This window comes from Pseudonocardia sp. T1-2H, from assembly GCF_038039215.1.
Taxonomy (GTDB): Bacteria; Actinomycetota; Actinomycetes; order Mycobacteriales; family Pseudonocardiaceae; genus Pseudonocardia.
The window spans coordinates 5,774,639-5,797,314 of record NZ_JBBPCL010000001.1 but is presented as its reverse complement, the minus strand read 5'-3'; the positions used below and the strand labels follow the sequence as shown (position 1 = coordinate 5,797,314).

Here is a 22,676-nt window from a genome sequence, read left to right as displayed (position 1 = left end):
GGCGTCTAGGCGGACCGGCTGTCGATGAGCACCTCGGAGATGTCCTGTCGTGCGCAGGCGCCGGAGACAGGCAAGGAGGTGATCCGGTCGTTTGGTCATGCCCGCCGAGCGGGCCGTGTTCGTCCTCGGCCGTAGCCGAACTCGCTGCCGATGAGAGCAGCAGCTGAGCACAACCCTGTCGGCAGCATCGACAGAGCGCCGGCGATGAGCAGGCCGAGGACGAGCGCGACGACGACCGCCGCCAGCAACCAGGCTGCGGCGTGAGGGCGTGTCGAGGTCGCCTTGACCGCGGGCGCCCAGGCGGGCTGGTCATGTGTCGAGGCGGACCGGCGCCGGTGGTGAGCCTGCACCGGGACGGTTCGCATCCCCTACTGCTGTATTAGGGGGACGAAGCACCCAACTGCCCGGAACTCATAAGGGCGGCCTCCCGCGTCCAGTCCACGTAACAGGCCACGTTGCTGCCGAATCTGCCTCTACCGGATCAAGGCGCCGCCTCCGGCGGCGCGGGCCGGCTACGCCGGCATCGCTCGGCTCGCGCCCTCCTGCCTCCGGCCCGGGCGCAGCCGGCGGGCCTCAGCCGGCCCACTTGGCGCTCCGAAGATGATCCGCAAGCTCAGGCCTCGGATGGCCCCACGACGTCAGATGACGGCTCTGCCGCGTTCTCCTTCAACTCAACGAACAGAACATGAGTATCCGTCTCGCCGATGTTCTCGCCGTAGTGGCGCTGCGCCGGTAGCCAGCCAGTCATTCCGGCCGGCAGCTCTACCTCCCGCTCGCCCCCGTCCGCACCCAGGCGTCGCCGGAAGGAACTCAGCGTGTGCATCACGCTGTCCGGATGCTCATGGGGCGTGGTCTTGTCTCCCGGACGGTCCCTGTACTCCAGCACTCGCACCCGTTTGTTCTCGAAGACGACCTTGTAGAGGTCGGGGTTCGTCGTGACCGGATCCATGTCCATAACGGAAGTATGGGACTGCGCCACTTTAAGGCCAATATCCGAAATTCCGGGCTCTGCCCGAACCCGGCACCGCTCAGAGATCAGGGGGAGTGCGGCGGGGTGGTGATCTCCTCACGGCGCGCCGAGACGGCTGCCAGACCGAGGGGTGGGGCACAAGGCGGGAAGACGTGCGTCGCTCCCGGCTGTACGCCTCCTCCGGCTGCCGCAGGCCGTGACCAGCATTCGGGCCCGAGATCGACGTCAGTGTGCACCCTTTCCGAGGCCGGGCCCGCCGGACACACTTGCACAAGCGGCCTTGGCGCAAGTCCCTGGGCCAGCAACAGCGGGATACCTGCGCCAGGGGCCGCACGCACCGTCTGACCGATTCAGGTCTGCCGGTGCGGCACTGAGGAAGCCTCCTCGGTGGAAGCCCACACGACCACGATCCAGAGAGGCTCAAGCGAATGTCACCTCCCACGAGCCAACAGACCACAGCCACTGAGAACCTCGCAGCTGGCTTCACCGCCTCCACGGCTTTGGCCGGTGACCTCCAACGGGTCCTGGTCGATCTCATAGCGCTGCATCTCCAGGGCAAGCAGGCGCATTGGAACGTCGTAGGGCGCAACTTTCGGGATCTTCACCTGCAGCTCGATGAGATCGTCGACGCTGCGCGGGAGTTCGCCGACACCATCGCCGAACGCATGCGCGCGCTCAACGCCGTCCCCGACGGACGCGCAGACACCATCGCCGCAAGCACCAGCCTGGCCCGCTTCCCTTCGGGAGAGCAGGCAACCTCTACCGTCGTCGACCTGATCACCGAGCGGCTGCGTCGCGCGGCGGCGACCGCGAGGGAGGTCCACGATGAGGTCGACCGGGAAGACCCGTCTACCGCCGACCTGCTCCACGCCATCATCGACAGTCTCGAGAAGTACGCATGGATGGTGAGCGCCGAGAACCAAACCGCCTGAGCCGCGGGGCGTAGACGCAGGCTCGCCGAAAGGCGCCCGAAAGGCATGAGTCGCTGGTGTGGTCGAAGTCGGCGGTGATCCCGTGCCGCTGGGCGGTCGAGCGGGTACGGCGCATGGTCACGATGGGCGGTGTTGCGCGGGGTTGACGCCGTCGATCTCGACGAGGAGGTGGAGGGGGCCGCGCAGGACCGGATTCGGGCGGTAGGGCGGCGGATCGGCGAGTCGGGGGTTCTCCAACCGGCGGGCCAGCTCGGTGAGCGCGATCCGGGCCTCGGGACGGGCCAATGGCGCACCGAAGCAGTAGTGGACGCCGCCGCCGAAGCCCATGTGTTCGTTGTGCTCGCGGTCGGGATCGAAGCGGTCGGGGTCCGGGACGACGTCCGGGTCACGGCTGCCGGCAGCCAGCACGAGTGTGACCGGTGAGCCCCTGGGGATGGTGGTGCCGGCGACCTCGATGTCGTCGAGGGCGTTCCGGTTCGGCAGGAACTGCACCGGTGGTTCGAAGCGCAGGAGTTCCTCGATCACCCGGGCGGCCAGATCGGGTTCGTCGCCGCGGCGTAGCCGGTCGAGCACCTCGGGGTGCCGCAGAAGGGTGAGCATGCCGTTGGTGATGAGGTTGACGGTCGTCTCGTGCCCGGCGACGAGCAGCAGGGCCGCGTTGCTCAGCACCTCCTCCCGTGACATCGGCGTCTCGGGGCCGTCGCCGCCGACGAGCCCGGAGAGCAGGTCGTCGCCCGGACGGCCATGGCGCGCATCGAGGAGCTGGGCGAAGTACCGACCGAGGTCGGCGATGGCTTCGGCGCGTCGGCGCTGCCGCTCCGCGATCCGTCCGGTGGTCGGGTCGACGGCCTTGACGACCGCGTCGGACAATGCCTGGAATCGCGGTTCGTCCTCGCGGGGCACTCCCAGCAGTCGACAGATCACCGTGACCGGGAACGGATAGGCGAAATCGTCGACGATGTCGACCCGGGTTGTGCCCGACCGGTCCTTTCCTGCGAAGTCGTCGATCTCGCTCGTCACGATCTCGACCATGTCGGGAATCATGCTGTCGACGCGACCGGGGCGGTGCGGCGGCCCGAAGTTCCGCGTCAGCAGGCGCCGGACTCGGTCGTGCTCGGGCGGATCGATGGCAATGACATTGGGCGGGAGCCCGGCAGGGACCTCTTCGGACGCCTGCATCGGCGCGTCGGCGCCCAGCTCGGGGAGGTTGCGCACATCCGAGCTGAGCCGTGGGTCGTGGAGCAGGGCAACGATCTCCCGGTAGGTGCTCACGACATAGCTCCCGTCCTCCGTCCGTACCACGGGGGTCTTCCGCAGCTCGGCGTAGAGCGGGTAGGGGTCGGCCCGGTGGGAGTGGTCGAGGATCTGCTGCCAGATGCTGGTCTGGGCCATGGTGGGCGTCTCCCGCAACTCGGGGATCTGGACTGTGCCGCCTCGGGCAGGGTCACAAGTACGTTCTGCGGACGAACGTGGCCCGCCGTTCGCTGGGTCGGTGGCCGGTCACCACGACGGTGGCCTGCGGGGTGGGCCGGTCCGGGACCTCGGCCGCGACCGGGTGCCCGTCGGTGGGCTGGTCGACGGTGCGGAAGGACGGCGGGAACGGCGCCGCCCGGTCGATCAACCCCGCATAGAACTCCAGCCACTTGGACTGGTTGAAGGCGACCGCCGCGGTGATGCGCCCGCGGCAGCCGTAGGCGGCGACGAAGCGGCGCTCGGGCACCGATCCCTGGGCGATGACGACCTGGTCGGCGTGGGTCGGGACGCCGACGGACTTGATCTCGGTGTCGAACTGGGTGGACCAGAACTCCGGTAGCGCCAGGTGCGGCCAGCGCCCGCTCTGGGCGCTGATCATGTTGTGGGCGGCGATCTCCGCCTGGGCGACGGCGTTGCCCCAGTGCTCCAGGGCGAGATACTGGTAGTCGTAGACCGGGTGTGGGAATCGGGCCACGTCGCCTGCGACGAACACATCGTCGGTGACGACGCCGTTGGCGTCGACAGCGCGGCACCCCGCATCGCACGCCACCCCCCAGACCCCGGCCGCCAGCCCCGAGCCTTCCAGCCATTCGACGTTGCGGATGCTGCCGAGCGCGGCCACCGCCACCTCGACGTCCAGCGTGCTGCCGTCGGAGAGCCGGGCGCGCCGCAGCCGCCCGCTCCCATCGCCTTCCAGCGCCTCGACCTGAACGCCGCACCGCAGGTCGACCCCGTGGTCGCGCTGCATCTGGGCCGCGACACCGCCGATCACCGCGCCCAGTGCGCCGACCAGCGGGGCCGGGCCCCGCTCGGCCACGGTCACCGGCACGTCCAGCTCGCGGCAGGCGGAGGCGACCTCGGAGCCGGTGAACCCGGCGCCGATGACCAGCACCCGGCCGGGTCCGGCGGCCAGCCGTCGGCGCAGCCCGTCCGCGTCGTCCGGGGTGCGCAGCGCAAAGAGCCCATCGAGCCCGGCTTCTGCCTCGTTCGGTCCCGGGCGGGCCCGCACCCCGGTCGCGATGAGCAACCGGTCGAATCCCACCTGCTCGCCGTCGGCCAGGAGCACCTGCTTGCCGCGCAGGTCGAGCCCCGTGGCCGCGACTCCGAGCCGCCAGTCCGCGTCCAACGCGTCGTAGCGGGGCAGGGTGGTCCGCCGCGCCGGAACCTGGCCCAGGAGCGCCTGTTTGGACAGCGGCGGCCGGTCGTAAGGGGGTAAGGCTCGTCCCCGATCACGGTCAGCGAGCCGGTGAAGCCCTCCTGGCGCAGCGCCCAACCAGCCCGCAGCCCAGCCAGGGAGGCCCCGACGATGACGATGCGCCCGGTGCGCTCGAACGCCTCCTCAGCGCCTGAGGTGGCCACCTGCGCCCCGGCCCCCGGCTGCCGATGCCGGGCGTCCTCCCGGTCGAGGACGATGGCCTGGACCGGGCAGGCCGCCGCGGCCCGCGTGATCTTCTCCCGCTGCGCGTCGTCCGGAGCGGGGTCGTAGAGCAGCGCCTCGTCCCCCCGCATGGCGAACACGTCCGGCGCGGCGAAGGCGCACTGCGCGTACCCCTGGCACCGCGTGAGATCCACGACGATCTTCATGTGGACGTCCCTCCCGACCCCTGACCCTGCGGTTCCCGCTGGTCATGCCGCCCTCCCGGCCATCACCGACCGATTCCGCCACGGGCGAGGAGCGTGATCGGTATGTGCTTCACCGAACCAGCGTTGCGGTGATGCAGACCGTGCGCATCACCGCCAGCGGCTGACATGCCCGGGGGTGACCGGAGTCCTCGGGCTCATGCCGGCAGGTAGCGCGTGGGGCGTGGGCCAGGCCGGTGCGGCAACCACAACGGACAGGTCAGAAGAAGATCGAGCCGAAGCGGGCGGTCCGTAGTGAGTCACGCCGGAGCCGCCGGTACCGAACCTGGGAGTCCTCCTCCCGGGTAGGAATCGATAGGAGCCATCATGGACGCTCTCCGGTGGTGGTGGCACACCTCGGACACGGTTCGACCAAACCGACGGCCCGCTCCCCCTGGGCTGCACCGGCTGGGCGAAGCATCCTTCGCCCGACCGGTGTCGACGACCGGCGGTGAGCCGAAGGGCTTCACCGACGATCCGGCTCGGCCGCCCTCGGGGGGCCTTGAGCTGGCAAACGGCACACCGACCGGGACATCGGAGCCGTGGCGGCGGCGCTGTGGCCCGGCGTGGTGGCAGCCATCGACCTCCACGCCGAGACCGAGACGGTTCCATCAGTGGAAGTCCACCCGCTCGCCGTCGACGTGGACCTCCCCGCGCACGAGGTCTCGGCCGAGCAGGTCGTTGACCACCAGCGCGGTGACGCCGCACTCCGTGCACCGACGTTTTCGGTACGGTGCAGCCGACGGAGGTGGCCCGTGGCGAGGTTGCTCTACTCGGCCTGCATGTCCCTGGACGGTTTCATCGCCGGTCCCGGCGGCGACATGTCCTGGCTGAGCGACCATCTCGGCCCCAACCCGACGGTCGACGAGCTGGTCGACGACGTCGGCTCGCTCCTCGTCGGCAACCGCACCTTCGGCGGCGACGACCCGTACAAGGGCACACCCCAGGAGGGCGAGCCGTTCGGCGGGGAGTGGAGCGGGCCGCAGGTCGTGCTCACCCACCACGCCCCGGAGAAGCCGGTCCCCGGCGTCACGTTCGCCGGCGATCTGGAGACCGCGGTGGCGGCGGCGAAGGACGCCGCCGGGGACAGGTACGTCAACGTCCTCGGCGCGGACGTCGCCCGGCAGTGCCTGGAAGCCGGATACCTGGACGAGATCCTCACCTGCATCGTGCCCGTCCTGCTGGGCGACGGCGTGCGGCTCTTCGCCCACCCGGGTGGGGCGAACGTCAGGCTCGACCGCATCGGCCTGAGCCAGGCGCCGGGCGGGACCAACGTCTGGTTCCGCGTCGTCCGGTGACGCCGGCCGGTTCCCTGCGCGAGTGAAATCCCCTCGCGGGCCCGGCGACAATGGATCGACGGCGCGGTGGGGCAGTAGCCGGATGCGCGAGCCCCTGACGATCGCCGCCGCCCAGCCCCGGATCCGGCGACCACATCGCGATCCTGGCCGTCGACGGCTGGCGGCTCGGGCTCGCCGTCTGCCGGGACACCGGCATCCCGCAGCACGCCGCGGACACGGCCGCGCTGGGCGTCGACGCCTGCGTCGCCGGGGTGCTGGAGACGAGGGAGGACTCGGCCGTGCCGGACGAGCGCGCCCGCCGGGTCGCCGCCGCGCATGGCCTCTGGGTGGTGACGGCGAGCTACGCCGGCGCGGCGGGCGGCGGCTTCGACGAGGCCGCGGGGCGTTCCGGCATCTGGGTGCCGGACGGGGCCGTCGTCGCGGAGGCGGGGCCGGAGGTCGGGGCTATCGCGCGCGGAACGGTGCGGGCGTGAGCGTTCTCGGCGAGCAGGCGTCGACCGGGCCCTCCTCGGTGTCCGGCCGGACGGGGGTGCAGCAGGCGTCCCCGCGCCGCGCGGCGAGGCCCTCCCGCACCGCGAGCGCCGCCAGGACGAGACCGGCGGCCGGGTCCGCCCACCACCAGCCGAGCGTCGCGTTCAGGGTGAGGCCGACGAGCACCGCCGCGGACAGGTAGGTGCAGAGCAGGGTCTGCTTGGAGTCCGCGACCGCGGTGGCGGAGCCGAGCTCGCGGCCTGCGCGGCGTTGGGCCAGCGACAGGACCGGCATCACGGCCACGCTGAGCGCCACGAGCGCGATGCCGACGACCGAACGGTCCGCCTCGCCCCCGCCGAGCAGGGCCCGCAGCGACTCGACGGCCACGTACGCGGCGAGTGCGAAGAACGTCCAGGAGATCACGCGCAGCGCGGTCCGTTCGCGGCGTTCCGGGTCCGGCCCCGCGAACTGCCAGGCGACCGCAGCGGCCGAGCCGACCTCGATCACCGAGTCCAGCCCGAACCCGACGAGCGCCACCGACGACGCCACGGTCCCCGCCGTGATCGCGACAACGGCCTCGATCACGTTGTAGGTGATGGTCGCGGCGACGAGCAGCCGGATCCGGTGGTGGAGCACGGCTCGACGGTCCAGGGTCATGATCGGTCGCCGCCGCGTCCGCGTACGCAGGGCACAGCGCGACCGCGTTCCCGGTCTCGGCCAGCAGCAACTCCGCCCTGCGCAGCAGGTCGGTCAGCCCCCACAACACGATGCTAGCCCGGATCAGCGATGGACCGGAAGGGTTCCGACGGCGACGGTCGCGCCCAGGTCCTCGAGGTGCAGGACCTGCGTGGTCAGCCCGCTCCGCTCGAACGCGGCGACCGTCAGCGGCGCCTGACGCTCGCTCGTCTCGATCAGCAGGTGCCCGCCCGGCGCCAGCCACCGCGGCGCCGCGGCCGCGACCCGGCGCTGGACGTCGAGCCCGTCCGGGCCGCCGTCCAGGGCGACGTGGTGCTCGTGGTCCCGGGCCTCCGGCGGCATCAGCCGGATCTCGCCGGTGGGGACGTACGGCGCGTTGACCGCGAGGACGTCGACGCGTCCCTGCAGCCCGCCGGGCAGGGGCTCGTAGAGATCGCCCTCGAAGACCCGGTCCGCCGCGACGTTGCGGCGGGCGCACCGGACCGCGGCCGGGTCGAGGTCCGCGGCGTAGACCTCCATCCGCTCGACGGCGTCGACCAGCGCGGCGGCCACGGCCCCCACGCCGCAGCACAGGTCGACGGCGACGGCGCCCGGCCGGGCGAGCGCGATCGCCTGCTCCGCGAGGAACTCCGTGCGGCGCCGCGGCACGAACACCCCGGGCTCGACGACGAGGCGCAACCCGCAGAACTCCGCCCAGCCGACGACCTGCTCGAGCGGCAGCCCGGCCACCCGCCGCTCGACCATGGCCGCCAGCTCCGCCGGTGACGACGCCGCGCCGGCCAGCAGCTTCGCCTCGTCCTCGGCGAAGACGCAGCCGGCAGCGCGGAGTCGATCGACGACGGCGACGAGCGAGGGGGAGGTCACAAGGGTCGGGACGGTACACCCGAGAGGGACGCCGGAGGCGCTTCCGCTGCTCGTGCGCGGTAGCCGTCGCCCTGACAACGAGAAGCGCGCACGGGCGCCGCAGGCGGGCTAGTCGAGGTAGTCGCGCAGCGAGCGCGACCGTGCGGGGTGGCGCAGCTTCGTCATCGTGCGGGACTCGATCTGCCGGATCCGTTCCCGGCTCACGCCGTAGACCTGGCTGATCTCGTCGAGGGTGTGCGGGCGGCCGTCGTCGAAGCCGAACCGTAGCCGGACGATGTGGGACTCCCGGTCCGTCAGCGTCGCGAGGACCGCGTCGAGCTCGTCCTGCAGCAGGCCGAAGCCGACGATGTCCGCGGCGACGGGCGCGTGCGGGTCCTCCAGCAGGTCGCCCAGGGCGCCGGTGCCGTCGTCGCCGAGGGTCGCGTCCAGCGAGATCGGGACGCGGGACCGGTCCAGGATCTCGACGACCTGCTCCTCGGTCACCCCGAGCCGCGCGGCGAGGGCCGCGGCACCGGGCTCGTCCCCGGTCTCCATGACCAGCTCGCGGCGGGCGCGGCGCAGCTTGTTCAGCAGCTCCGCCTTGTGCGCGGGGATCCGGATGGTGCGCGACTGGTCCGACAGCGCCCGGCCGACGGACTGCCGGATCCACCAGGTCGCGTAGGTGGAGAACTTGTAGCCGGTGCGGTGGTCGAACTTCTCGACGGCGCGCAGCAGCCCGAGGTTCCCCTCCTGGATGAGGTCGAGGAAGGGCACGTTGTGGCCGGTGTACCGCTTCGCCACGGACACGACGAGCCGCAGGTTCGCGGTGACCAGGCGATCCCGGGCGCGGGCCCCGTCGCGGACGAGCCAGCGCAGGTCGCGGGCCTGGTCCAGGGTCTCGCCGTTCTCCGCGGCGATCCGCAGCCGTTCACCGGCGAACAGCCCGGCCTCGATCCGCGTGGCGAGATCGACCTCGTCCTGGGCGCTGAGCAGGGCGACCCGGCCGATCTCGCGGAGGTACGCGCGGACCGAGTCCGCGGGGGCGCCGACGTCCTGGCCGGCGGCCGTCCCGCTCGCCGGTCGGGTGGCGGTGGCCGTCGGTGCCATGAACGTGCTCCTCACTGTCGCGGTCGGGATCCGGAGCCTCTCGGGGTGTGGGCAGCCATAGCGCTACGGTGTAGAAGCTACGCTGTAGCGCAATCTTTCTCCACCGGCCCATCTACCTGGGGGAACGCGCCCGTGACCGTCGAGTCCGTCGAGCCGAGAGCCGTTCGTCGCCGGCCCGCGCTCAGCCGCCGGGAGGTCCTCACCGTGGCTCTGCGGCTCATCGACTCCGACGGCGTGGAGGCGCTGTCCATGCGCCGCCTCGGCAAGGCGCTGGACCGGGACCCGATGCGCCTCTACCGCTTCGCGGACAGCAAGGACGCCCTGCTCGACGGCGTCGTGGAGCTCGTGCTCGAGGAGCTCTGCGTGCCCGAGGCCGCGGGCGGGGACTGGCAGGACGTGCTGCGCGGCGCTGCGCACGGCTTCCGCAGGCTGGCCCTCGCGCACCCCAACGTCGTGCCGCTGCTGATCACGCGGCCGCTGGCCACCCCGCTGGGGCTGCGCCCGGCCGGCACGCTGCGCCCCCTGGAGAGCCTGCTCGAGCTGCTGATCGGCGCCGGTTTCGACGAGCGTGCGGCGCTGCACGGCTACCGCCTCTACACGGGCTTCCTCTACGGCTTCGTACTCACCGAGCTGCAGGAGCGCGTGAGTGCACCGGACGAGACCGACGCGCTGCTGCGGCTCGGCCTCCACCGGCTGCCCGCGCGCGAGTTCCCGCGGCTGCGCAGCCTCGCGACCGAGCTCGCGTCCTTCGACGGCGAACGCGAGCTCGACGAGGGCCTGGAGATCATCGTCGAGGGACTGCGCCGGCGCCTCGGTCCGGCAGGAACCTGACGGCGAACGCGACGACGTCGTCCGGCGAGTCCGGGGCCAGGCCGTCGACCGCGAGGTCCACGATCTCCGCCGGCTCCCGCTCGTGGATCCGGCCGAGCAGGGCCAGCAGCCGGTCCGTCCCGACGTCCAGGTCCCGGTCCCGGTGCTCGACCAGGCCGTCCGAGTAGAGGAACAGCAGCGAACCGGGCTCGATCTCCGTCCGGTGGTCCCGCCGCAACAGTGAGGAGACCGAGGGGAACCCGAAGAGGAAGTCGTGCTCGGCCAGCAGGCGCGCGCGCCCGTCCGGGGCGATCACGATCGGGGGCGGGTGCCCGGCGTTGCTCCAGGTCATGGTCCAGCCCGGGCCCGCCGTGCGGTGCAGGTGGGCGAGGACGGCGGTCCCCGCCGCGTCCAGGTGGAGCCCCGCGCTCGCGGTCTCGAACGCGGTCAGGGTCCGGGACGGCGGGGCGTCCGGGAGGTCCCAGGCGGCCTGTCGCACCATGGCCCGGACCTGGCCCATGATCGTCGCTGCCTGGAGGGTGTGGCCGATGATGTCGCCCACCGACACCGCGAGCACGGGGGTGCCGCGGCCGTCCCGGGAGGGGAGCGCCGCGGCGTCGTACCAGTCCCCGCCGACGTGCTCGCGGGAGTCCGCGGGCTGGTAGCGCGCGGCCATCCGCAGGCCGGGAACCTCCGGCAGGTTCGTCAGCATCGCCTGCTGGAGCTGCTCGGCGACGGTCGTGCGGTGCTGCAGGAGCTCGGCCCGGCCGAGGGCCTGCGCGGCGTACCCGGCGATCGTCGTGATCATCAGCAGGTCCGAGGGCGCGAAGGTGCGCGGCTCGGCCCAGCCCAGCACGACCGCGCCGACGGCATGCGTGTCACCGGGCAACGGCGCGGCGACGACCGCCTGCAGACCGAGGTCCCGGACCAGCCGGCGTGCGCCGGGCGGGTGGTCGGCGTCGAAGCTCCTGAGGTCCGGATAGTGGACCAGGCGCTGCTCGCGGGTCGCCGTCGCCGTCGGCAGCACGGCGGAGAGGTCGTAGTTCGCCCACGGCCGGAGTCCCTCGGCGCCGAGCGGGAACGCCGGATCGTCCACGCGCTGCATCCGCCGGTTGGGGCCGAGCAGGGAGATCCCGACGTAGGACGGCGCCAGCTCGGTGGACACCAGCTCGCCGACCCGGTCCCGGACGTCGGCGACGGTGGACGTGTCCGTGAACCGCTGCGACGCGGTCAGCAGGGTGCGGCTGCGCTCCAGCGACCGGCGCAGGGCGTGCTCCAGCTCGTCCCGCCGGGTGCGTTCCCTGTCCGCGTCGTGGCGGGACAGGCGCAGCCGGAGCTCCGTCGAGCAGGCCCGCGCGAGGTCCCGCAGGACGTCGAGATGGGTCGGCGTCCACCGGCGGGGCGCGGTGTCGATGGCGCACAGCGCGCCGAGGACGCCGCCGTCCTCGTCCGTCAGCGGCACGCCGACGTAGGCGACGATCCCCAGCTCGGGAATCGCCGGGTTGGCCCGCAGCACGGGATCGGCCCGGGCGTCGGTGACGGCCAGCGGCGCGGCGGCCACGACGACCTCCCGGCAGAACGAGTGGCTCAGCGGCGTGGCGCGTTTCGTGGCCCACGGCTCCGGCAGCCCGGACATGCCCGGGAGGATCTGCTGCTCCGCCTGCACCAGGGAGACCAGGCCGATCGGGACGTGCAGCCACCGCCGCACCCGTTCGGCGATGTCGTCCATCTCCGGGTCCGGATCCGCCGTCAGCCCGGTCCGGGCCAGGGCGCGCAGCCGCTCGGGATCGCAGAGCGACGGGTACGCGAACGGCTCGCGGCCTGGCTCGTCGATCACCGGTACCCCGCTCGTCTCGTGCCGCCGCCCGCCCGCGCATCGGGGCCGGAAGAGTGTCGCACCGTCCTCGACCCGCGTACAGCCGACCGGCGGCGGGTAGTCCCTTCGTACGGACGCGGGTCGCGGTGGCGGGGCAGGACCTGCCGATCACGAGGATCGCGGCCTACGTGCTCGCGCCGGTCCTCGCGGAGTTCCTCCGCGCTCAGCGGGCGTAGCTCGCCAGCTGGTCCGCGAAGGCGTCGAGGGCGGTGCGGGCGGCGGCGCCGTCCCGGTCCACGAGCCAGGCGAGCCCGCTGAGTCAGGCCGGGCGGAGGCGGGACACCGCGAGGAACACCGCGGGCTCGGATCGCGGGTTGTGGACGGTCCGCAGGTCCAGGCCCGTGAACCACAGGACGTGCCCCTCGACGAACCGGCGGGCACCCCCGTGCCGGCACTGCAGCTCGATCTCCCCGGCCTTCACGACCACCAGGACGCCGATCCACTCCTCCTCGACGTGCGGCCGGCACCCGCCGGGTTCGATCACGAAGGTCCGCCGCGAGAACGCGGCAGGGCCGGGGCCGCCCGTAGGCTCACCCCGGCCCGCGCCGGTACCGCTCACGGCGACTCCCACCCCTCGTTCGAAGAGCCGGCGTGCGGCCCACACAGCTAGGGACCACCCGACGACCGGAAAGTCATCGGTGGACTACCCCGCGGCGGCGTGCAGCGCCGCCCGGGCCGCCTCGAACCCCAGCTCCGAGGCCCGCTCGACCCGCGGCACGTCCGTCGTCAGCCCGCCGATCCCGGAGGAGCGCAGCGGCGTGATCGCGAAGAGGTGGAGGCCCGCGCGGTCCGGATGCGCGGCGTCGGAGAGCAACGCGATGGTCTCGGCGTAGCGCCGGCCGTCCTGGGTCATGGACCCGAGGCCGGGCGCGAGCAGGTTGAGCGACCGGACCCACCACGGCACCCGCTGCGCCGGATCCGCCCGCCGCAGCTCCGGCACGGTCCGCGTGAGCAGCGTGAGGACGTGCGTCGCGCCGTCCCGCAGCGCGCGCACGACGGGCAGCGGGTCGCCGATCGAACCGTCGACCCAGCGCCGCCCGTGCAGCTCCACCGGCGGCCCGGTGAGCAGCGGGATCGCCGCCGTGGCCCGCATCGCGAGCCGCCACTCCGCGGCCGTCGCCAGGCCGGTGAGCACGTGCGGGCGCAGGTCCGCGGCGTCGGTGACCATCACCCGCAGCGGCGCGGGGGAGTCCCGCAGCGCGTCCCAGTCCGTCGGCTTCGAGCGCACGAGCACCTCGTCGATCAGATGCGAGAGGGAGACCATCGGCCGTCGCCCGCCGAACCGCCGGCGATCGATGAAGGCCCGGTTCGCCATGTCGTCCGGGAAGATCCGGGCGGCCTCGTAGCCGTGTCCCAGCAGCAGCGCCGTCCCGACGAACGCGCCGGCGGAGGCCCCGTAGACGACGTCGAAACCGCTGTTCAGGCCGGCCTCCTGCAGGGCGTGCACCATGCCCCCCGCGTACGCGCCGCGCATCCCGCCCCCGCCGACGACGAGCGCCACGCGATGGGGATCGCTCCGGTTCAGCGGGGTGCTGCCCTCGTCCCGGCGGCGCAGCAGGAGCCGCAGCACCTCGGCGTCCCCCTGTAGCGGGGCGGGCTCCTCCGTGTTCTCGTGGATCTCCGGGCGCATGGGGTCATCATCGCCCGCCGCGACGGAGGAGGAGAGACGACGTGAACGGTGTCCAGGTGCGTGAGGACGGCCCGGTCCGGCGGGTCACGCTGGACCGGCCGGAGACCCGCAACGCCCTCACCCTCGACGACCTGCGCGATCTCCGCGAGGCCTTCACCGTCGGCGAGGACGTCCGTGCGGTCGTCCTCGACGCCGCCGGGGAGCGCGCGTTCTGCGCCGGCATGAACGTCGACGTCTTCCTCGCGCTGGATTCCGAGGCCGAGGCCCGGACCTTCATCGACGGCCTGCGCGAGCTGCTGCACACGGTGCGGACAGCGCCGGTCACCACGGTCTGCGCGATCGACGGCTACTGCCTCGGCGCCGCGTTCGAGCTCGTCCTGGCCTGCGACCTCCGGGTCGCCACCACCCGTGCCGCGTTCGGGCTGCCGGAGATCAAGCTCGGCATCCCGTCGGTCGTCGACGCGGCGCTGCTGCAGCAGTACGTCGGGCTCTCGTCGGCCAAGGAGATCATCCTGACCGGGGACCCGTACCCGGCCGCGAGCCTCGCGGGCATCTGCACCGCGGTCGTCGAACCCGGGGAGCTGGGCCCACGCGTCGACGAGCTCCTGGCGAAGGTCACCGGCCACACGCGGACGGTGCTGGCGGCGCAGAAACGGCTCTTCGAGACCTGGCAGAACACCGGCCTGGCCGACGGCGCGGTCGCCAGCGTCGACGAGTTCGCCAGGACGTTCGCGGCGCCGGAGACCCGCGAACAGCTGGCGGGCTACCGCGCGGCGCTCGGCAGCCGCCGCTGACGGTGGGGCCGCTCCCACCGGGTGCCGGGCCACTGTTAGCTTCCGCGGCCGGGGGTGGGTACGTGGGGGACGCCGAGGTGGGCGGAACAGAGCTGGAGGCCGTGCAGCGGACGCTGCTGACGCCGCTGCGCGCGCGGGCACGGGACGCGAGCCGTCGCCGGCCCCTACTCGCGGACCGTCGCGCCTCCGAGCTCGTCGCCGCGCTCGGCCTCGCCGCAGGCGGGTCGCTGGTGCCGGTTCTCCGCGCCGCCGTGATCGACCAGTGGGTCGGGGACTTCCTGGCCGCCCACCGCGGCGGCACGGTGGTCGAGCTGGGCTGCGGGCTGGACACGCGGTCCGAACGCCTCGGCGGCAGCGCCGTGGGCGAACGCGCGCACTGGCTGGACATCGACCTCCCGGAGGTCGCCGGGCTGCGCCGGGACCTGCTGCCGGACGCCGGCAGCCGCACCACGTTCGCGGGGTCCGTGCTCGACGAGGACTGGCTCGACGTCGCCCGCCGGCACCCCGGCCCGTACCTGCTGGTCTCCGAGTCCGTCCTGGTGCACCTGCCCGAGCAGGGCGTGCAGCGGCTGGTCGACATGATCGGCCGCGTGCTCCCCGGCGCGGTGCTGGTGACGGACACGGTCGGCCGGGCCGCGGCGGAGCGGCTGGAGAGCAGCGCCCCTCTCGGCCCGCTCGGCCTCACCTTCGACTGGACCTGCGAGGACCCCGTCGAGCTGGAGCCGTGGGGGCTGCGCCTGCAGGAGTCCCGGCGCACCGGCGAGCTGCCGCCGGCCACGGCCCGGCGCGCCGGGTTCAGCCACCGCGCGGGTGCGCTGAGCGCGCGGCTGACCAGGGCCGAGCGCGCCCACCGGCTCGCCCGGTACGAGGTTCTGGCGCGCTAGCCGGGCGCACCGTGTCCGGAGCACGAAGAGCCGGCGCGCTTTCGTCTCCCGGACACGAACGGTTTCGACGTGACGGGTGTCACGGTGTGGGGGACACCCGCGCACCGATGGAGGCGACGTTGCCCGTCCACCCGGAAGCCCAGGCACTGCTCGGAGCACTGGCCGAGGCCGGAATGCCCCCCTTCCCGCAGATGACCGTCCCGGGGGCCCGCGCGGCCACCAAGGGGTTCCTCGACCTGCAGGGCGAACCCGAGCCGATCGCGGTCGACAACCGGCGGATCGACGGGCCGGCGAGCCAGATCCCCGTCCGGGTCTACACCCCGGACGGGGCCGGCCCCAAGCCGCTGATCGTCTATTACCACGGCGGCGGCTGGGTCATCGGTGACCTGGAGATCGTCGACCGGCCGCTGCGCACGATCGCGAACCGGACCGGCGCCGTGATCGTCTCCGTGGACTACCGGCTCGCGCCCGAGCACGTCGCCCCCGCCGCATTCGACGACTGCTACGCCGCCACCGAATGGGCCGCCGCCCACGCCGCGGAGCTGGGCGCGGACCCGGCCCGGCTGATCGTCGCCGGGGACTCCGCGGGCGGGCATCTCGCCGCGTCCGTCGCGCAGGCGGCCACGGACCGCGGCGGCCCGGCCATCGCGGCCCAGCTGCTGCTCTTCCCGGCCACGGACTTCGACTTCTCCACGCCCTCCTACGAGGAGAACGCGGACGGCTACCTGCTCACCCGCGGCTCCATGGAGTGGTTCTGGGCCCACTACCTCGGGGCCCAGAACGTCGACATCGACTACCTGACGCCCGGGCGTCGTGAGGACCTCGCCGGCCTGCCGCCCGCGTTCGTCGCCACCGCCGAGTACGACCCGCTCCGGGACGAGGGCGAGGCCTACGCCCGGAAGCTGGAGGCGGCGGGCGTCGCCGTGACGGCCAAGCGCTACGACGGGATGTTGCACGACTTCCTGTGGACCCTCGGCGCCACGCCGTCCGGCGCGGTGATCATCGACGACATCGCGGCCGCCGTGACCGCGGCGGTCGGCCGATGAGCCGGCAGCAGGAGTTCTCCGTCGCCATCCTCGGCGCGGGGCTCGGCGGGCTCGGGATGGGCATGAAGCTCACCCAATCCGGCGAGCACTCGTTCGTCATCCTGGAGAAGGCGTCGGACGTCGGCGGCACCTGGCGGGACAACTCCTACCCGGGCGCCAGCTGCGACGTGCAGTCCCACCTCTACTGGTTCTCCTTCGACGAGCAGCCGGACTGGAGCCGTGTCTTCGCGTTCCAGCCGGAGATCAAGGCCAACATCGACCGGCTCGTCGACCGGATGGGCCTGCGCCGCCACATCCGGCTGAACACCGAGGTCGCCGCGGCGCACTGGGACGAGGCCGCCGGGGTCTGGCGGATCACGGCCGCCGACGGCTCGGAGGTCCGGGCGAAGTCCCTGGTCACGGCGTGGGGCCAGCTCAACCGCCCGACGTACCGGGACATCCCCGGGCGGGACACCTTCCGCGGCGAGTCGTGGCACTCGGCGCGCTGGAACCACGCCGTCGACCTCGCGGGCAAGCGTGTCGCGTGCATCGGCAACGGCGCCAGCGCGGCCCAGCTCATCCCGGAGGTCGCCGAGGTCGCGGGCGAGCTGACGGTGTTCCAGCGGACGCCCAACTACGTCGTGCCCCGCGAGGACCGGCCCTACGAGCAGCTCGAACGCAAGGAGTTCCTCGAGCAGCCGGACAAGCTCCGAGCGAGCCGCGACGGCTTCTACTGGGAGCACGAGGGCTGGATGGGGGCGATGAAGCAGGGCACGGAGGTCGCCGCCGAGTTCACCGCGGCCGCCCGGGCCCACCTGGAGGCGCAGGTGCCGGACCCGGCGTTGCGCGAGGTGCTCTGGCCGGACTACCCGATCGGCTGCAAGCGGATCATCATCGCGGACACGTTCTACCCCGCGCTGGTGCGGGACAACGTCTCACTGGTGACCGACAAGATCGAGGGCGTCGAGGAGGCGGGGATCCGCACCTCGGACGGCACCCTCCACGAGTTCGACGTGATCGTCTACGCGACCGGGTTCGAGACGCTGTCCTTCAACAGCGCCCTGGACATCACCGGCCGCGGGGGCGTCTCGCTGAACGAGGCGTGGCGGGACGGCCCCCAGGCCTACCTCGGCGTCACCGTGTCCGGCTTCCCGAACATGTTCATGCTCTACGGCCCGAACACGAACCTCGGCCACAACTCGATCATCACCATGCTCGAGTGCCAGTTCGACTACGTGCTGCAGGGTCTGGAGGTCTCGCAGGAGAAGGACGCGGCGCTCGACGTCCGCGCGGACGTCCAGCGGCGGTTCAACGACGAGCTGCAGGCCGAGCTGAGCGACAGCTCCTTCGCGGGCAGCTGCAACAGCTGGTACAAGACCGCGGCCGGGCGGATCACCAACAACTGGATGGGCAGCGTCGAGGACTACAAGGCGGCGACCCGCCGGCTCGACGTGGACGCCTACGACCTGGTCCCCACCGGGAGCTGAGACTCCGGCCGGGGTCCCGCGTCGGCAGCGTCGCCGACGCGGGACCCCGGCCGGGATTGCGCTCGGACGGGCCTTGCCGAACGATCGTCAGTCCCTAGTCTGGAGCCCGTGCCGCCATCGTCGACGGACCTCCGCAGCGCGCCCGAGCGCGTCGGGGAGTGCGTCGTGTCCATCGCGGCGCGGCTCGGCGCGCAGGTCGTCGAGGTGACGATGGACCTGCGGCACGTCCTGTCGACCGAGATCTCCGAGCTCGACGGGGACCCGCGGATCGTCGAGCTGCTGGGCGCGAGCATCGAGGGAAACGTCGCCACGATCCTGCACATGCTCCAGCACGACATCCCCGCGGAGCACGTCGAACCGCCCTCGGCCGCGTTCGAGTACGCGCGCCGGCTCGCCCAGCGCGGGGTCCCGGTCAACGCCCTGCTGCGCGCCTACCGGCTCGGTCACGACCGGCTGCTGGCCTGGACGTTCGAGGAGCTGGACCGGCGCGACGAGGACCCGGCCACCGCACTCGGGGTGGTGCGCCGGATGGTCGCGGACACCTTCGGCTACGTCGACTGGATCTCCCAGCAGGTCGCCGAGGTCTACGAGGAGGAGCGCGAGCGCTGGCTCGCCAACCGCAACACGCTGCGCGCGGGACGGATCCGTGCCCTGCTCGACGGCACGCTCGACGGGACGGGGCCGCTGGACGTCGACGCGCTGGAGGGGGTCCTCGGCTACGCGCTGCGCGGGCGGCACCTGGCCGTCGTGGCCTGGTCGACGGAGGGGGAGCTGGCCGGGCCGGAACGCCTGGCCGGGGCGCTGGCGGAGCAGCTCGGCTGCCGGAGCCGGCCGCTGTCGGTCGCCTACGACCACGCGACGGCCTGGGCCTGGCTGCCCGTCGGTCGTTCCGCGCCGCCGGACCCGGCCGCCGTCGGGGCGGTCGTCCGCGAGCTGGACCCCTCCGCCCGGTTGGCGTTCGGCGATCCCGGCGCCGGGATCGCGGGCTTCCGGGCGAGCCACCGCCAAGCCGTCCGCGCCCAGTCCGTCGCGCTCGTCGCCGGGGCGGAGGCGGACGTCGCCACCGCGTTCGCCGACGTCGGCGCGGTGTCGCTGCTGTGCGGGGACCTCGAGGCCGCCCGGTCCTGGGTCGCGGACACGCTCGGCGGGCTGGCCCTGGACGACCCGCAGCACGCCCGGCTGCGCGAGACGCTGCGGGTTTTCCTCACGAGCGGCGGGAGCTACACGACCGCCGCGGAGCGGCTGACGATGCACAAGAACTCGGTGAAGTACCGGGTGAGCCGGGCGGAGCAGGAGCGCGGCCGGCCGCTGGCCGACGGCCGCCTGGACGTCGAACTCGCCCTCCTGGCCACGAGATGGCTGGGCCGGGCCGTCCTCACCCCACCCTGATTTTCGCGTTATGGAGCCACAATGCGACTTTTCGGGCCCTGGAATCGCGTTATGGCTCCATGATGCGCGTCCTCGTTTCCTAGGGCTGATACCCGGGTAGGGTCGGCCGGGTGACCGCACTGAAGATCGAGGCGGAGGCCGCCGAGGTCGGGATGGACGCCGCCCGGCTCGGCCGGATCGACACCCACTTCCGGCGCTACGTGGACGAGGCGAAGCTCGCGGGGTGGTCCGTCGCGATCGCCCGCCGCGGCAAGGTCGTGCACGTGAGCCACCACGGCCTGCGCGACATCGACGCGGCCCTGCCCGTCACCGACGACACGATCTGGCGCATCTACTCGATGACCAAGCCGATCACCTCCGTCGCGGCGCTGATGCTGTGGGAGGAGGGCGCGCTCGAGCTCACCGACCCGATCTCCCGCTACATCCCGGCGTTCGCGGACATGCGGGTCTACAGGTCCGGCTCCGCGCTGAACCCCGGCACCGAGGCGGCCACCGAGCCGATCCGCGTCTGGCACCTGCTCACGCACACCGCCGGACTCACCTACGGCTTCCACCACGCCCACCCGGTCGACGAGATGTACCGCGGCAAGGGCTACGAGTTCGGCGCCCCGCGCGGCCAGGACCTCGCCGCCGCCTGCGAGGGCTACGCGAGCATCCCCCTGTTGTTCCAGCCGGGCACCGAGTGGAACTACTCGGTCGCGACGGACGTGCTCGGCCGCGTCGTCGAGGTCGCCTCCGGCCAGTCCCTGGACGCGTTCTTCGCCCAGCGCATCCTCGGCCCGCTCGGGATGACGGACACGTCCTTCCACGTCAGCGAGCCGGACGACCTGTCGCGCCTGGCCGGCCTCTACGTCCCGAAGCCCGGTGGCGGGCTCGTCCGCAGCAGCGCGATGGGGGACGCGATCACCCGCGAGCCCACGCTGCTCTCCGGCGGCGGGGGTCTCGCGTCGACGCTGCACGACTACCACCGCTTCACCCAGATGCTGGCCCGCGGCGGGGAGCTCGACGGCGTCCGGATCCTCGGCCCGCGCACGCTGGCCTACGCCACCCGCAACCACCTGCCCGGCAACGCGGACCTCGAGGCCTTCGGCCGGCCCATCTTCGCCGAGTCCGCGTTCCAGGGCGTCGGGTTCGGCCTCGGCTTCTCGGTGGTGGTCGACCCCGCCGCGGGCAAGGCCTTCGGCAGCCTGGGCGAGTACGCCTGGGGCGGCCTGGCCAGCACCGCGTTCTACGTCGACCCGGTCGAGGAGATCACCGGGGTCTTCATGACCCAGCTGATGCCCTCCAGTACCTATCCGATCCGCTCGCAGCTGCGGGTCCTCGTCAACCAGGCGGTGGTGGAATGACCTACACGGACCGGCCGGGATCCCCGATCCTGGCCTTCGTCATCCGGGTCGTCGTCGTCGCGGTGGCCCTCTGGATCGCCACGATCCTGGTCGACGGCATCTCCCTCGGCGGGGCGACGACCCAGGCCCGGCTGGGCACGCTGGTCGTCGTCGCCCTGATCTTCGGCATCGTCAACGCCGTGCTCAAGCCGGTGATCCAGGTGCTGAGCTGCCCGCTCTACGTCCTGACGCTCGGGCTGTTCGGGCTGGTGGTCAACGCGCTGCTGTTCTGGCTCGTCGGGACGCTCAGCAGCAACGTCGGCCTGCCCTTCCACATCGCCGGGTTCTGGCCGGGCTTCTGGGGTGCGGTGATCGTCGCGGTCGTCGGCTTCCTGCTGCACCTGGTCATCCCGGACAGCCTCGACCGCCGCTGAGCCGCGGGGCCGGCGCCGCTCAGACGGGCCAGCGCTCCTGGCGGTAGCCCGCGTCCCAGAACATCCACTCGTAGCGCGAGGTCGTCGTGAAGTGCTCCCGCATGCGGGCGAGCTCGCGCTCCGAGAGGCCCTCGCCGATCCGGTCCGTCGCGGCGAGCACCGCGTCGACGACGGCCTGGAAGTCCCCGCCGCCGTACGTGGCGATCCAGCGCGAGTACAGCGGGTCCGGCGACCCCTGCTCCAGCAGGTGCTCGCCGACCCGCGCGTAGATCCAGTAGCAGGGCAGCACGGCGGCGACGGCCTCGGCGTACGAGCCGGAGTACGCGGTCGCCAGCAGGTAGCTGACGTAGGCCCGGGTCGCCGGCGCGACGGGCTCCGCCGCGGCCTGCTCGGAGGTCAGCCCGAGCCCGCCGAGCAGGTCCGCGTGCAGCTCCTGCTCCGCGGCGATCGCCCCGCCCGCGTGCGCCGCGAACATGGCCAGGTCGTGCTCGTCGGGCGCCTTCGCCGCACAGACCGCCAACGCCTTCGCGTAGCCACGCAGGTAGTGCGCGTCCTGGACGATGTAGTGCCGGAACGCCTCGTGGGGCAGGGTCCCGTCGGTGAGGCCGGTGACGAACGGGTGGGCCAGGACGGCGGCGTAGATGTCGGTGATGTCGGCCCAGAGGACGTCGGTGGTGCGGGTGCGGGCGCCGATGGTCATGCAGGAACGCTAGCGGCCGTGGAGGTTTGGGCGCTGTGGTGCGGGTCATCCCCAGCCGTGTTCCGAGCTGCAGGCGGTAGCGGATCACGTACACGCTGTTCTCTCACAGTGAGAGACTGGTCACTCCCGGGTGCCAGAAAACAGGGTGGTCAACGTGGTGCGTCACGATGGAGCCCTACGGAGGGCGACTCAGCGCTGAGCGCGCGCGCCGGACCGCAGTTCCAACGCCCACGGAGGTAGCGGAATGAGTCCCGTACCCATGGACCACCACGAGAAGATGCGCCTGCGAGCAGCGGCGTTCCGCGTGACCCGGCTGTATCCGGGCCCCGTGGGCGAGATGCTCTCCCGCGAGCTGCTCACCTGGGAGGAGTTCGGTTACCGCCTCGGCGGCGGCCAGCTCGTCATGCGTCTGGTGGACCACGTCCTCAAGACGCCGCTGAACCAGTCCGACGTGGCTGCCTAGGCCCGGACCCTGGCTCCAGCCCCCTGTTCGGGTCCGCGCGTCCGGTCAGTGCGCGGGTCCGGCGGGTGCCGGGCCGGAGATGCCGGACGTCGGCCGGGTGCTCGGCGTGTCGTCCAGGGCTCCGCCGGCTGCGGCCCCGAGCACGAGCATCGCCGCGAGCGTCACGAGGCTGCCCGCGCGGCCGATCACGTCGAACGCCGTGTGCGGCCGACGCCCGGCCCGGACCGGTGCTGCGACGCGGCCCGGGGCGGGCGGCTCGAGCCGCAGCACGTGCCGCGGTCCCCGGAGGGTGCGCGCGCCCGGAACGGCCGGCTGCGTCGGCACCGACATGTCTGATCACCGTCTCCCGAGGCAGCGTCGACCGCCTCCTCGGCGACCGGTGTGCGGGCCCCGGACCGCCTGCCGGGTTCCGCACCTTCTGGTGATCGCTCGGCTACGCGCCGTCGTTA

21 protein-coding genes and 3 pseudogenes are annotated in these 22,676 nt (G+C 72.7%); 12 read left to right on the top strand and 12 right to left on the bottom strand.

Going from position 1 to position 22,676, the window contains the following annotated elements:
- Nucleotides 1-613: 613 nt before the first annotated feature.
- The gene (locus tag WBK50_RS28620) at nt 614-949 is read right to left on the bottom strand and encodes a cytoplasmic protein (protein WP_341338544.1); all 336 of its coding nucleotides are present in this window, start codon (nt 947-949) and stop codon (nt 614-616) included.
- A 449-nt stretch (nt 950-1,398) separates the two neighbouring features.
- On the opposite strand from WBK50_RS28620, the gene WBK50_RS28615 reads away from it, so the two are divergent.
- The gene (locus WBK50_RS28615; RefSeq protein ID WP_341338543.1) at nt 1,399-1,902 is read left to right on the top strand and encodes a Dps family protein; all 504 of its coding nucleotides are present in this window, start codon (nt 1,399-1,401) and stop codon (nt 1,900-1,902) included.
- A 117-nt stretch (nt 1,903-2,019) separates the two neighbouring features.
- On the opposite strand, the gene WBK50_RS28610 is transcribed toward WBK50_RS28615, so the two are convergent.
- The 3 genes and pseudogenes from WBK50_RS28610 to WBK50_RS28600 form a co-directional block, all read right to left on the bottom strand.
- Nucleotides 2,020-3,294, bottom strand: a complete 1,275-nt coding sequence (locus WBK50_RS28610; protein ID WP_341338542.1) for a cytochrome P450 — start codon at nt 3,292-3,294, stop codon at nt 2,020-2,022.
- Nucleotides 3,295-3,346: 52 nt separating this feature from the next.
- Complete coding sequence (locus WBK50_RS28605) at nt 3,347-4,648, bottom strand: NAD(P)/FAD-dependent oxidoreductase (protein ID WP_341338541.1); 1,302 nt, start codon at nt 4,646-4,648, stop codon at nt 3,347-3,349.
- A gap of 146 nt (nt 4,649-4,794) precedes the next feature.
- Nucleotides 4,795-4,959 (bottom strand): annotated as a pseudogene (locus WBK50_RS28600) (ferredoxin); the annotation flags it as partial.
- 791 nt (nt 4,960-5,750) lie between these two features.
- On the opposite strand from WBK50_RS28600, the gene WBK50_RS28595 reads away from it, so the two are divergent.
- Nucleotides 5,751-6,293, top strand: coding sequence for a dihydrofolate reductase family protein (locus tag WBK50_RS28595; protein WP_341338540.1), 543 nt, complete (start codon nt 5,751-5,753; stop codon nt 6,291-6,293).
- Nucleotides 6,294-6,418: 125 nt separating this feature from the next.
- Nucleotides 6,419-6,766: pseudogene (locus tag WBK50_RS28590) on the top strand (nitrilase-related carbon-nitrogen hydrolase); the annotation flags it as partial.
- Here WBK50_RS28590 and WBK50_RS28585 read toward each other — a convergent pair.
- The 3 genes and pseudogenes from WBK50_RS28585 to WBK50_RS28575 form a co-directional block, all read right to left on the bottom strand.
- A complete protein-coding gene (locus WBK50_RS28585) occupies nt 6,738-7,421 on the bottom strand; it encodes a cation transporter (RefSeq protein WP_341338539.1) in 684 nt (227 codons plus the stop codon). The pseudogene WBK50_RS28590 and the gene WBK50_RS28585 sit on opposite strands and share 29 nt — an antisense overlap.
- Nucleotides 7,422-7,544: 123 nt before the next feature.
- Nucleotides 7,545-8,324: a putative protein N(5)-glutamine methyltransferase gene (locus WBK50_RS28580; RefSeq protein WP_341338538.1), complete on the bottom strand. Its 780-nt coding sequence runs from the start codon at nt 8,322-8,324 to the stop codon at nt 7,545-7,547.
- A 108-nt stretch (nt 8,325-8,432) separates the two neighbouring features.
- Nucleotides 8,433-9,356, bottom strand: a pseudogene (locus WBK50_RS28575) (RNA polymerase sigma factor); the annotation flags it as partial.
- A gap of 186 nt (nt 9,357-9,542) precedes the next feature.
- Here WBK50_RS28575 and WBK50_RS28570 point away from each other — a divergent pair.
- The gene (locus WBK50_RS28570) at nt 9,543-10,241 is read left to right on the top strand and encodes a TetR/AcrR family transcriptional regulator C-terminal domain-containing protein (protein WP_341338537.1); all 699 of its coding nucleotides are present in this window, start codon (nt 9,543-9,545) and stop codon (nt 10,239-10,241) included.
- On the opposite strand, the gene WBK50_RS28565 is transcribed toward WBK50_RS28570, so the two are convergent.
- The 3 genes from WBK50_RS28565 to WBK50_RS28555 all read right to left on the bottom strand — a co-directional run bounded on the left by WBK50_RS28565 (nt 10,195) and on the right by WBK50_RS28555 (nt 13,726).
- Nucleotides 10,195-12,057 carry a SpoIIE family protein phosphatase gene (locus WBK50_RS28565; RefSeq protein WP_341338536.1) on the bottom strand — a complete coding sequence of 621 codons (1,863 nt, stop codon included), beginning with the start codon at nt 12,055-12,057 and terminating at the stop codon, nt 10,195-10,197. The two genes, WBK50_RS28570 and WBK50_RS28565, sit on opposite strands and share 47 nt — an antisense overlap.
- 298 nt (nt 12,058-12,355) lie before the next feature.
- On the bottom strand, nt 12,356-12,580 hold the full coding sequence (locus WBK50_RS28560) for a hypothetical protein (RefSeq protein WP_341338535.1): 225 nt from the start codon (nt 12,578-12,580) through the stop codon (nt 12,356-12,358).
- Nucleotides 12,581-12,739: 159 nt separating this feature from the next.
- Complete coding sequence (locus tag WBK50_RS28555) at nt 12,740-13,726, bottom strand: patatin-like phospholipase family protein (RefSeq protein WP_341338534.1); 987 nt, start codon at nt 13,724-13,726, stop codon at nt 12,740-12,742.
- A 41-nt stretch (nt 13,727-13,767) separates the two neighbouring features.
- Here WBK50_RS28555 and WBK50_RS28550 point away from each other — a divergent pair, with 41 nt between their 5' ends.
- From WBK50_RS28550 to WBK50_RS28520, 7 genes are all read left to right on the top strand, one after another.
- Nucleotides 13,768-14,520 carry an enoyl-CoA hydratase/isomerase family protein gene (locus WBK50_RS28550; protein ID WP_341338533.1) on the top strand — a complete coding sequence of 251 codons (753 nt, stop codon included), beginning with the start codon at nt 13,768-13,770 and terminating at the stop codon, nt 14,518-14,520.
- A 77-nt stretch (nt 14,521-14,597) separates the two neighbouring features.
- On the top strand, nt 14,598-15,404 hold the full coding sequence (locus tag WBK50_RS28545) for a class I SAM-dependent methyltransferase (RefSeq protein WP_341338532.1): 807 nt from the start codon (nt 14,598-14,600) through the stop codon (nt 15,402-15,404).
- 107 nt (nt 15,405-15,511) lie between these two features.
- The gene (locus WBK50_RS28540) at nt 15,512-16,450 is read left to right on the top strand and encodes an alpha/beta hydrolase (protein WP_341338531.1); all 939 of its coding nucleotides are present in this window, start codon (nt 15,512-15,514) and stop codon (nt 16,448-16,450) included.
- Nucleotides 16,447-17,916, top strand: a complete 1,470-nt coding sequence (locus tag WBK50_RS28535) for a flavin-containing monooxygenase (protein WP_341338530.1) — start codon at nt 16,447-16,449, stop codon at nt 17,914-17,916. The genes WBK50_RS28540 and WBK50_RS28535 overlap by 4 nt, the downstream gene beginning before the upstream one ends.
- Nucleotides 17,917-18,024: 108 nt before the next feature.
- The gene (locus WBK50_RS28530; RefSeq protein WP_341338529.1) at nt 18,025-19,305 is read left to right on the top strand and encodes a PucR family transcriptional regulator; all 1,281 of its coding nucleotides are present in this window, start codon (nt 18,025-18,027) and stop codon (nt 19,303-19,305) included.
- Nucleotides 19,306-19,415: 110 nt separating this feature from the next.
- Nucleotides 19,416-20,651: a serine hydrolase domain-containing protein gene (locus tag WBK50_RS28525; protein ID WP_341338528.1), complete on the top strand. Its 1,236-nt coding sequence runs from the start codon at nt 19,416-19,418 to the stop codon at nt 20,649-20,651.
- Nucleotides 20,648-21,064 carry a phage holin family protein gene (locus WBK50_RS28520; RefSeq protein ID WP_341338527.1) on the top strand — a complete coding sequence of 139 codons (417 nt, stop codon included), beginning with the start codon at nt 20,648-20,650 and terminating at the stop codon, nt 21,062-21,064. Before WBK50_RS28525 ends, WBK50_RS28520 begins: the two co-directional genes overlap by 4 nt.
- A 19-nt stretch (nt 21,065-21,083) precedes the next feature.
- On the opposite strand, the gene tenA is transcribed toward WBK50_RS28520, so the two are convergent.
- Entirely contained in the window at nt 21,084-21,764 is a 681-nt protein-coding gene (gene tenA, locus WBK50_RS28515) for a thiaminase II (protein WP_341338526.1), read from the bottom strand.
- 244 nt (nt 21,765-22,008) lie between these two features.
- Here tenA and WBK50_RS28510 point away from each other — a divergent pair, with 244 nt between their 5' ends.
- Nucleotides 22,009-22,227, top strand: coding sequence for a hypothetical protein (locus tag WBK50_RS28510; protein WP_341338525.1), 219 nt, complete (start codon nt 22,009-22,011; stop codon nt 22,225-22,227).
- A gap of 45 nt (nt 22,228-22,272) precedes the next feature.
- On the opposite strand, the gene WBK50_RS28505 is transcribed toward WBK50_RS28510, so the two are convergent.
- Nucleotides 22,273-22,557 carry a hypothetical protein gene (locus tag WBK50_RS28505; RefSeq protein WP_341338524.1) on the bottom strand — a complete coding sequence of 95 codons (285 nt, stop codon included), beginning with the start codon at nt 22,555-22,557 and terminating at the stop codon, nt 22,273-22,275.
- Between the last annotated feature and the right edge of the window lie 119 nt (nt 22,558-22,676).

Bases quoted from the DNA above. Each gene is read 5' to 3' on its own strand.
- WBK50_RS28620 (WP_341338544.1), bottom strand. From the start codon at position 949: ATGGATCCGGTCACGACGAACCCCGACCTCTACAAGGTCGTCTTCGAG.
- WBK50_RS28615 (WP_341338543.1), top strand. From the start codon at position 1,399: ATGTCACCTCCCACGAGCCAACAGACCACAGCCACTGAGAACCTCGCA.
- WBK50_RS28610 (WP_341338542.1), bottom strand. From the start codon at position 3,294: ATGGCCCAGACCAGCATCTGGCAGCAGATCCTCGACCACTCCCACCGG.
- WBK50_RS28585 (WP_341338539.1), bottom strand. From the start codon at position 7,421: ATGACCCTGGACCGTCGAGCCGTGCTCCACCACCGGATCCGGCTGCTC.
- WBK50_RS28555 (WP_341338534.1), bottom strand. From the start codon at position 13,726: ATGCGCCCGGAGATCCACGAGAACACGGAGGAGCCCGCCCCGCTACAG.
- WBK50_RS28540 (WP_341338531.1), top strand. From the start codon at position 15,512: ATGGAGGCGACGTTGCCCGTCCACCCGGAAGCCCAGGCACTGCTCGGA.
- WBK50_RS28535 (WP_341338530.1), top strand. From the start codon at position 16,447: ATGAGCCGGCAGCAGGAGTTCTCCGTCGCCATCCTCGGCGCGGGGCTC.
- WBK50_RS28520 (WP_341338527.1), top strand. From the start codon at position 20,648: ATGACCTACACGGACCGGCCGGGATCCCCGATCCTGGCCTTCGTCATC.
- tenA (WP_341338526.1), bottom strand. From the start codon at position 21,764: ATGACCATCGGCGCCCGCACCCGCACCACCGACGTCCTCTGGGCCGAC.
- WBK50_RS28510 (WP_341338525.1), top strand. From the start codon at position 22,009: ATGAGTCCCGTACCCATGGACCACCACGAGAAGATGCGCCTGCGAGCA.
- WBK50_RS28505 (WP_341338524.1), bottom strand. From the start codon at position 22,557: ATGTCGGTGCCGACGCAGCCGGCCGTTCCGGGCGCGCGCACCCTCCGG.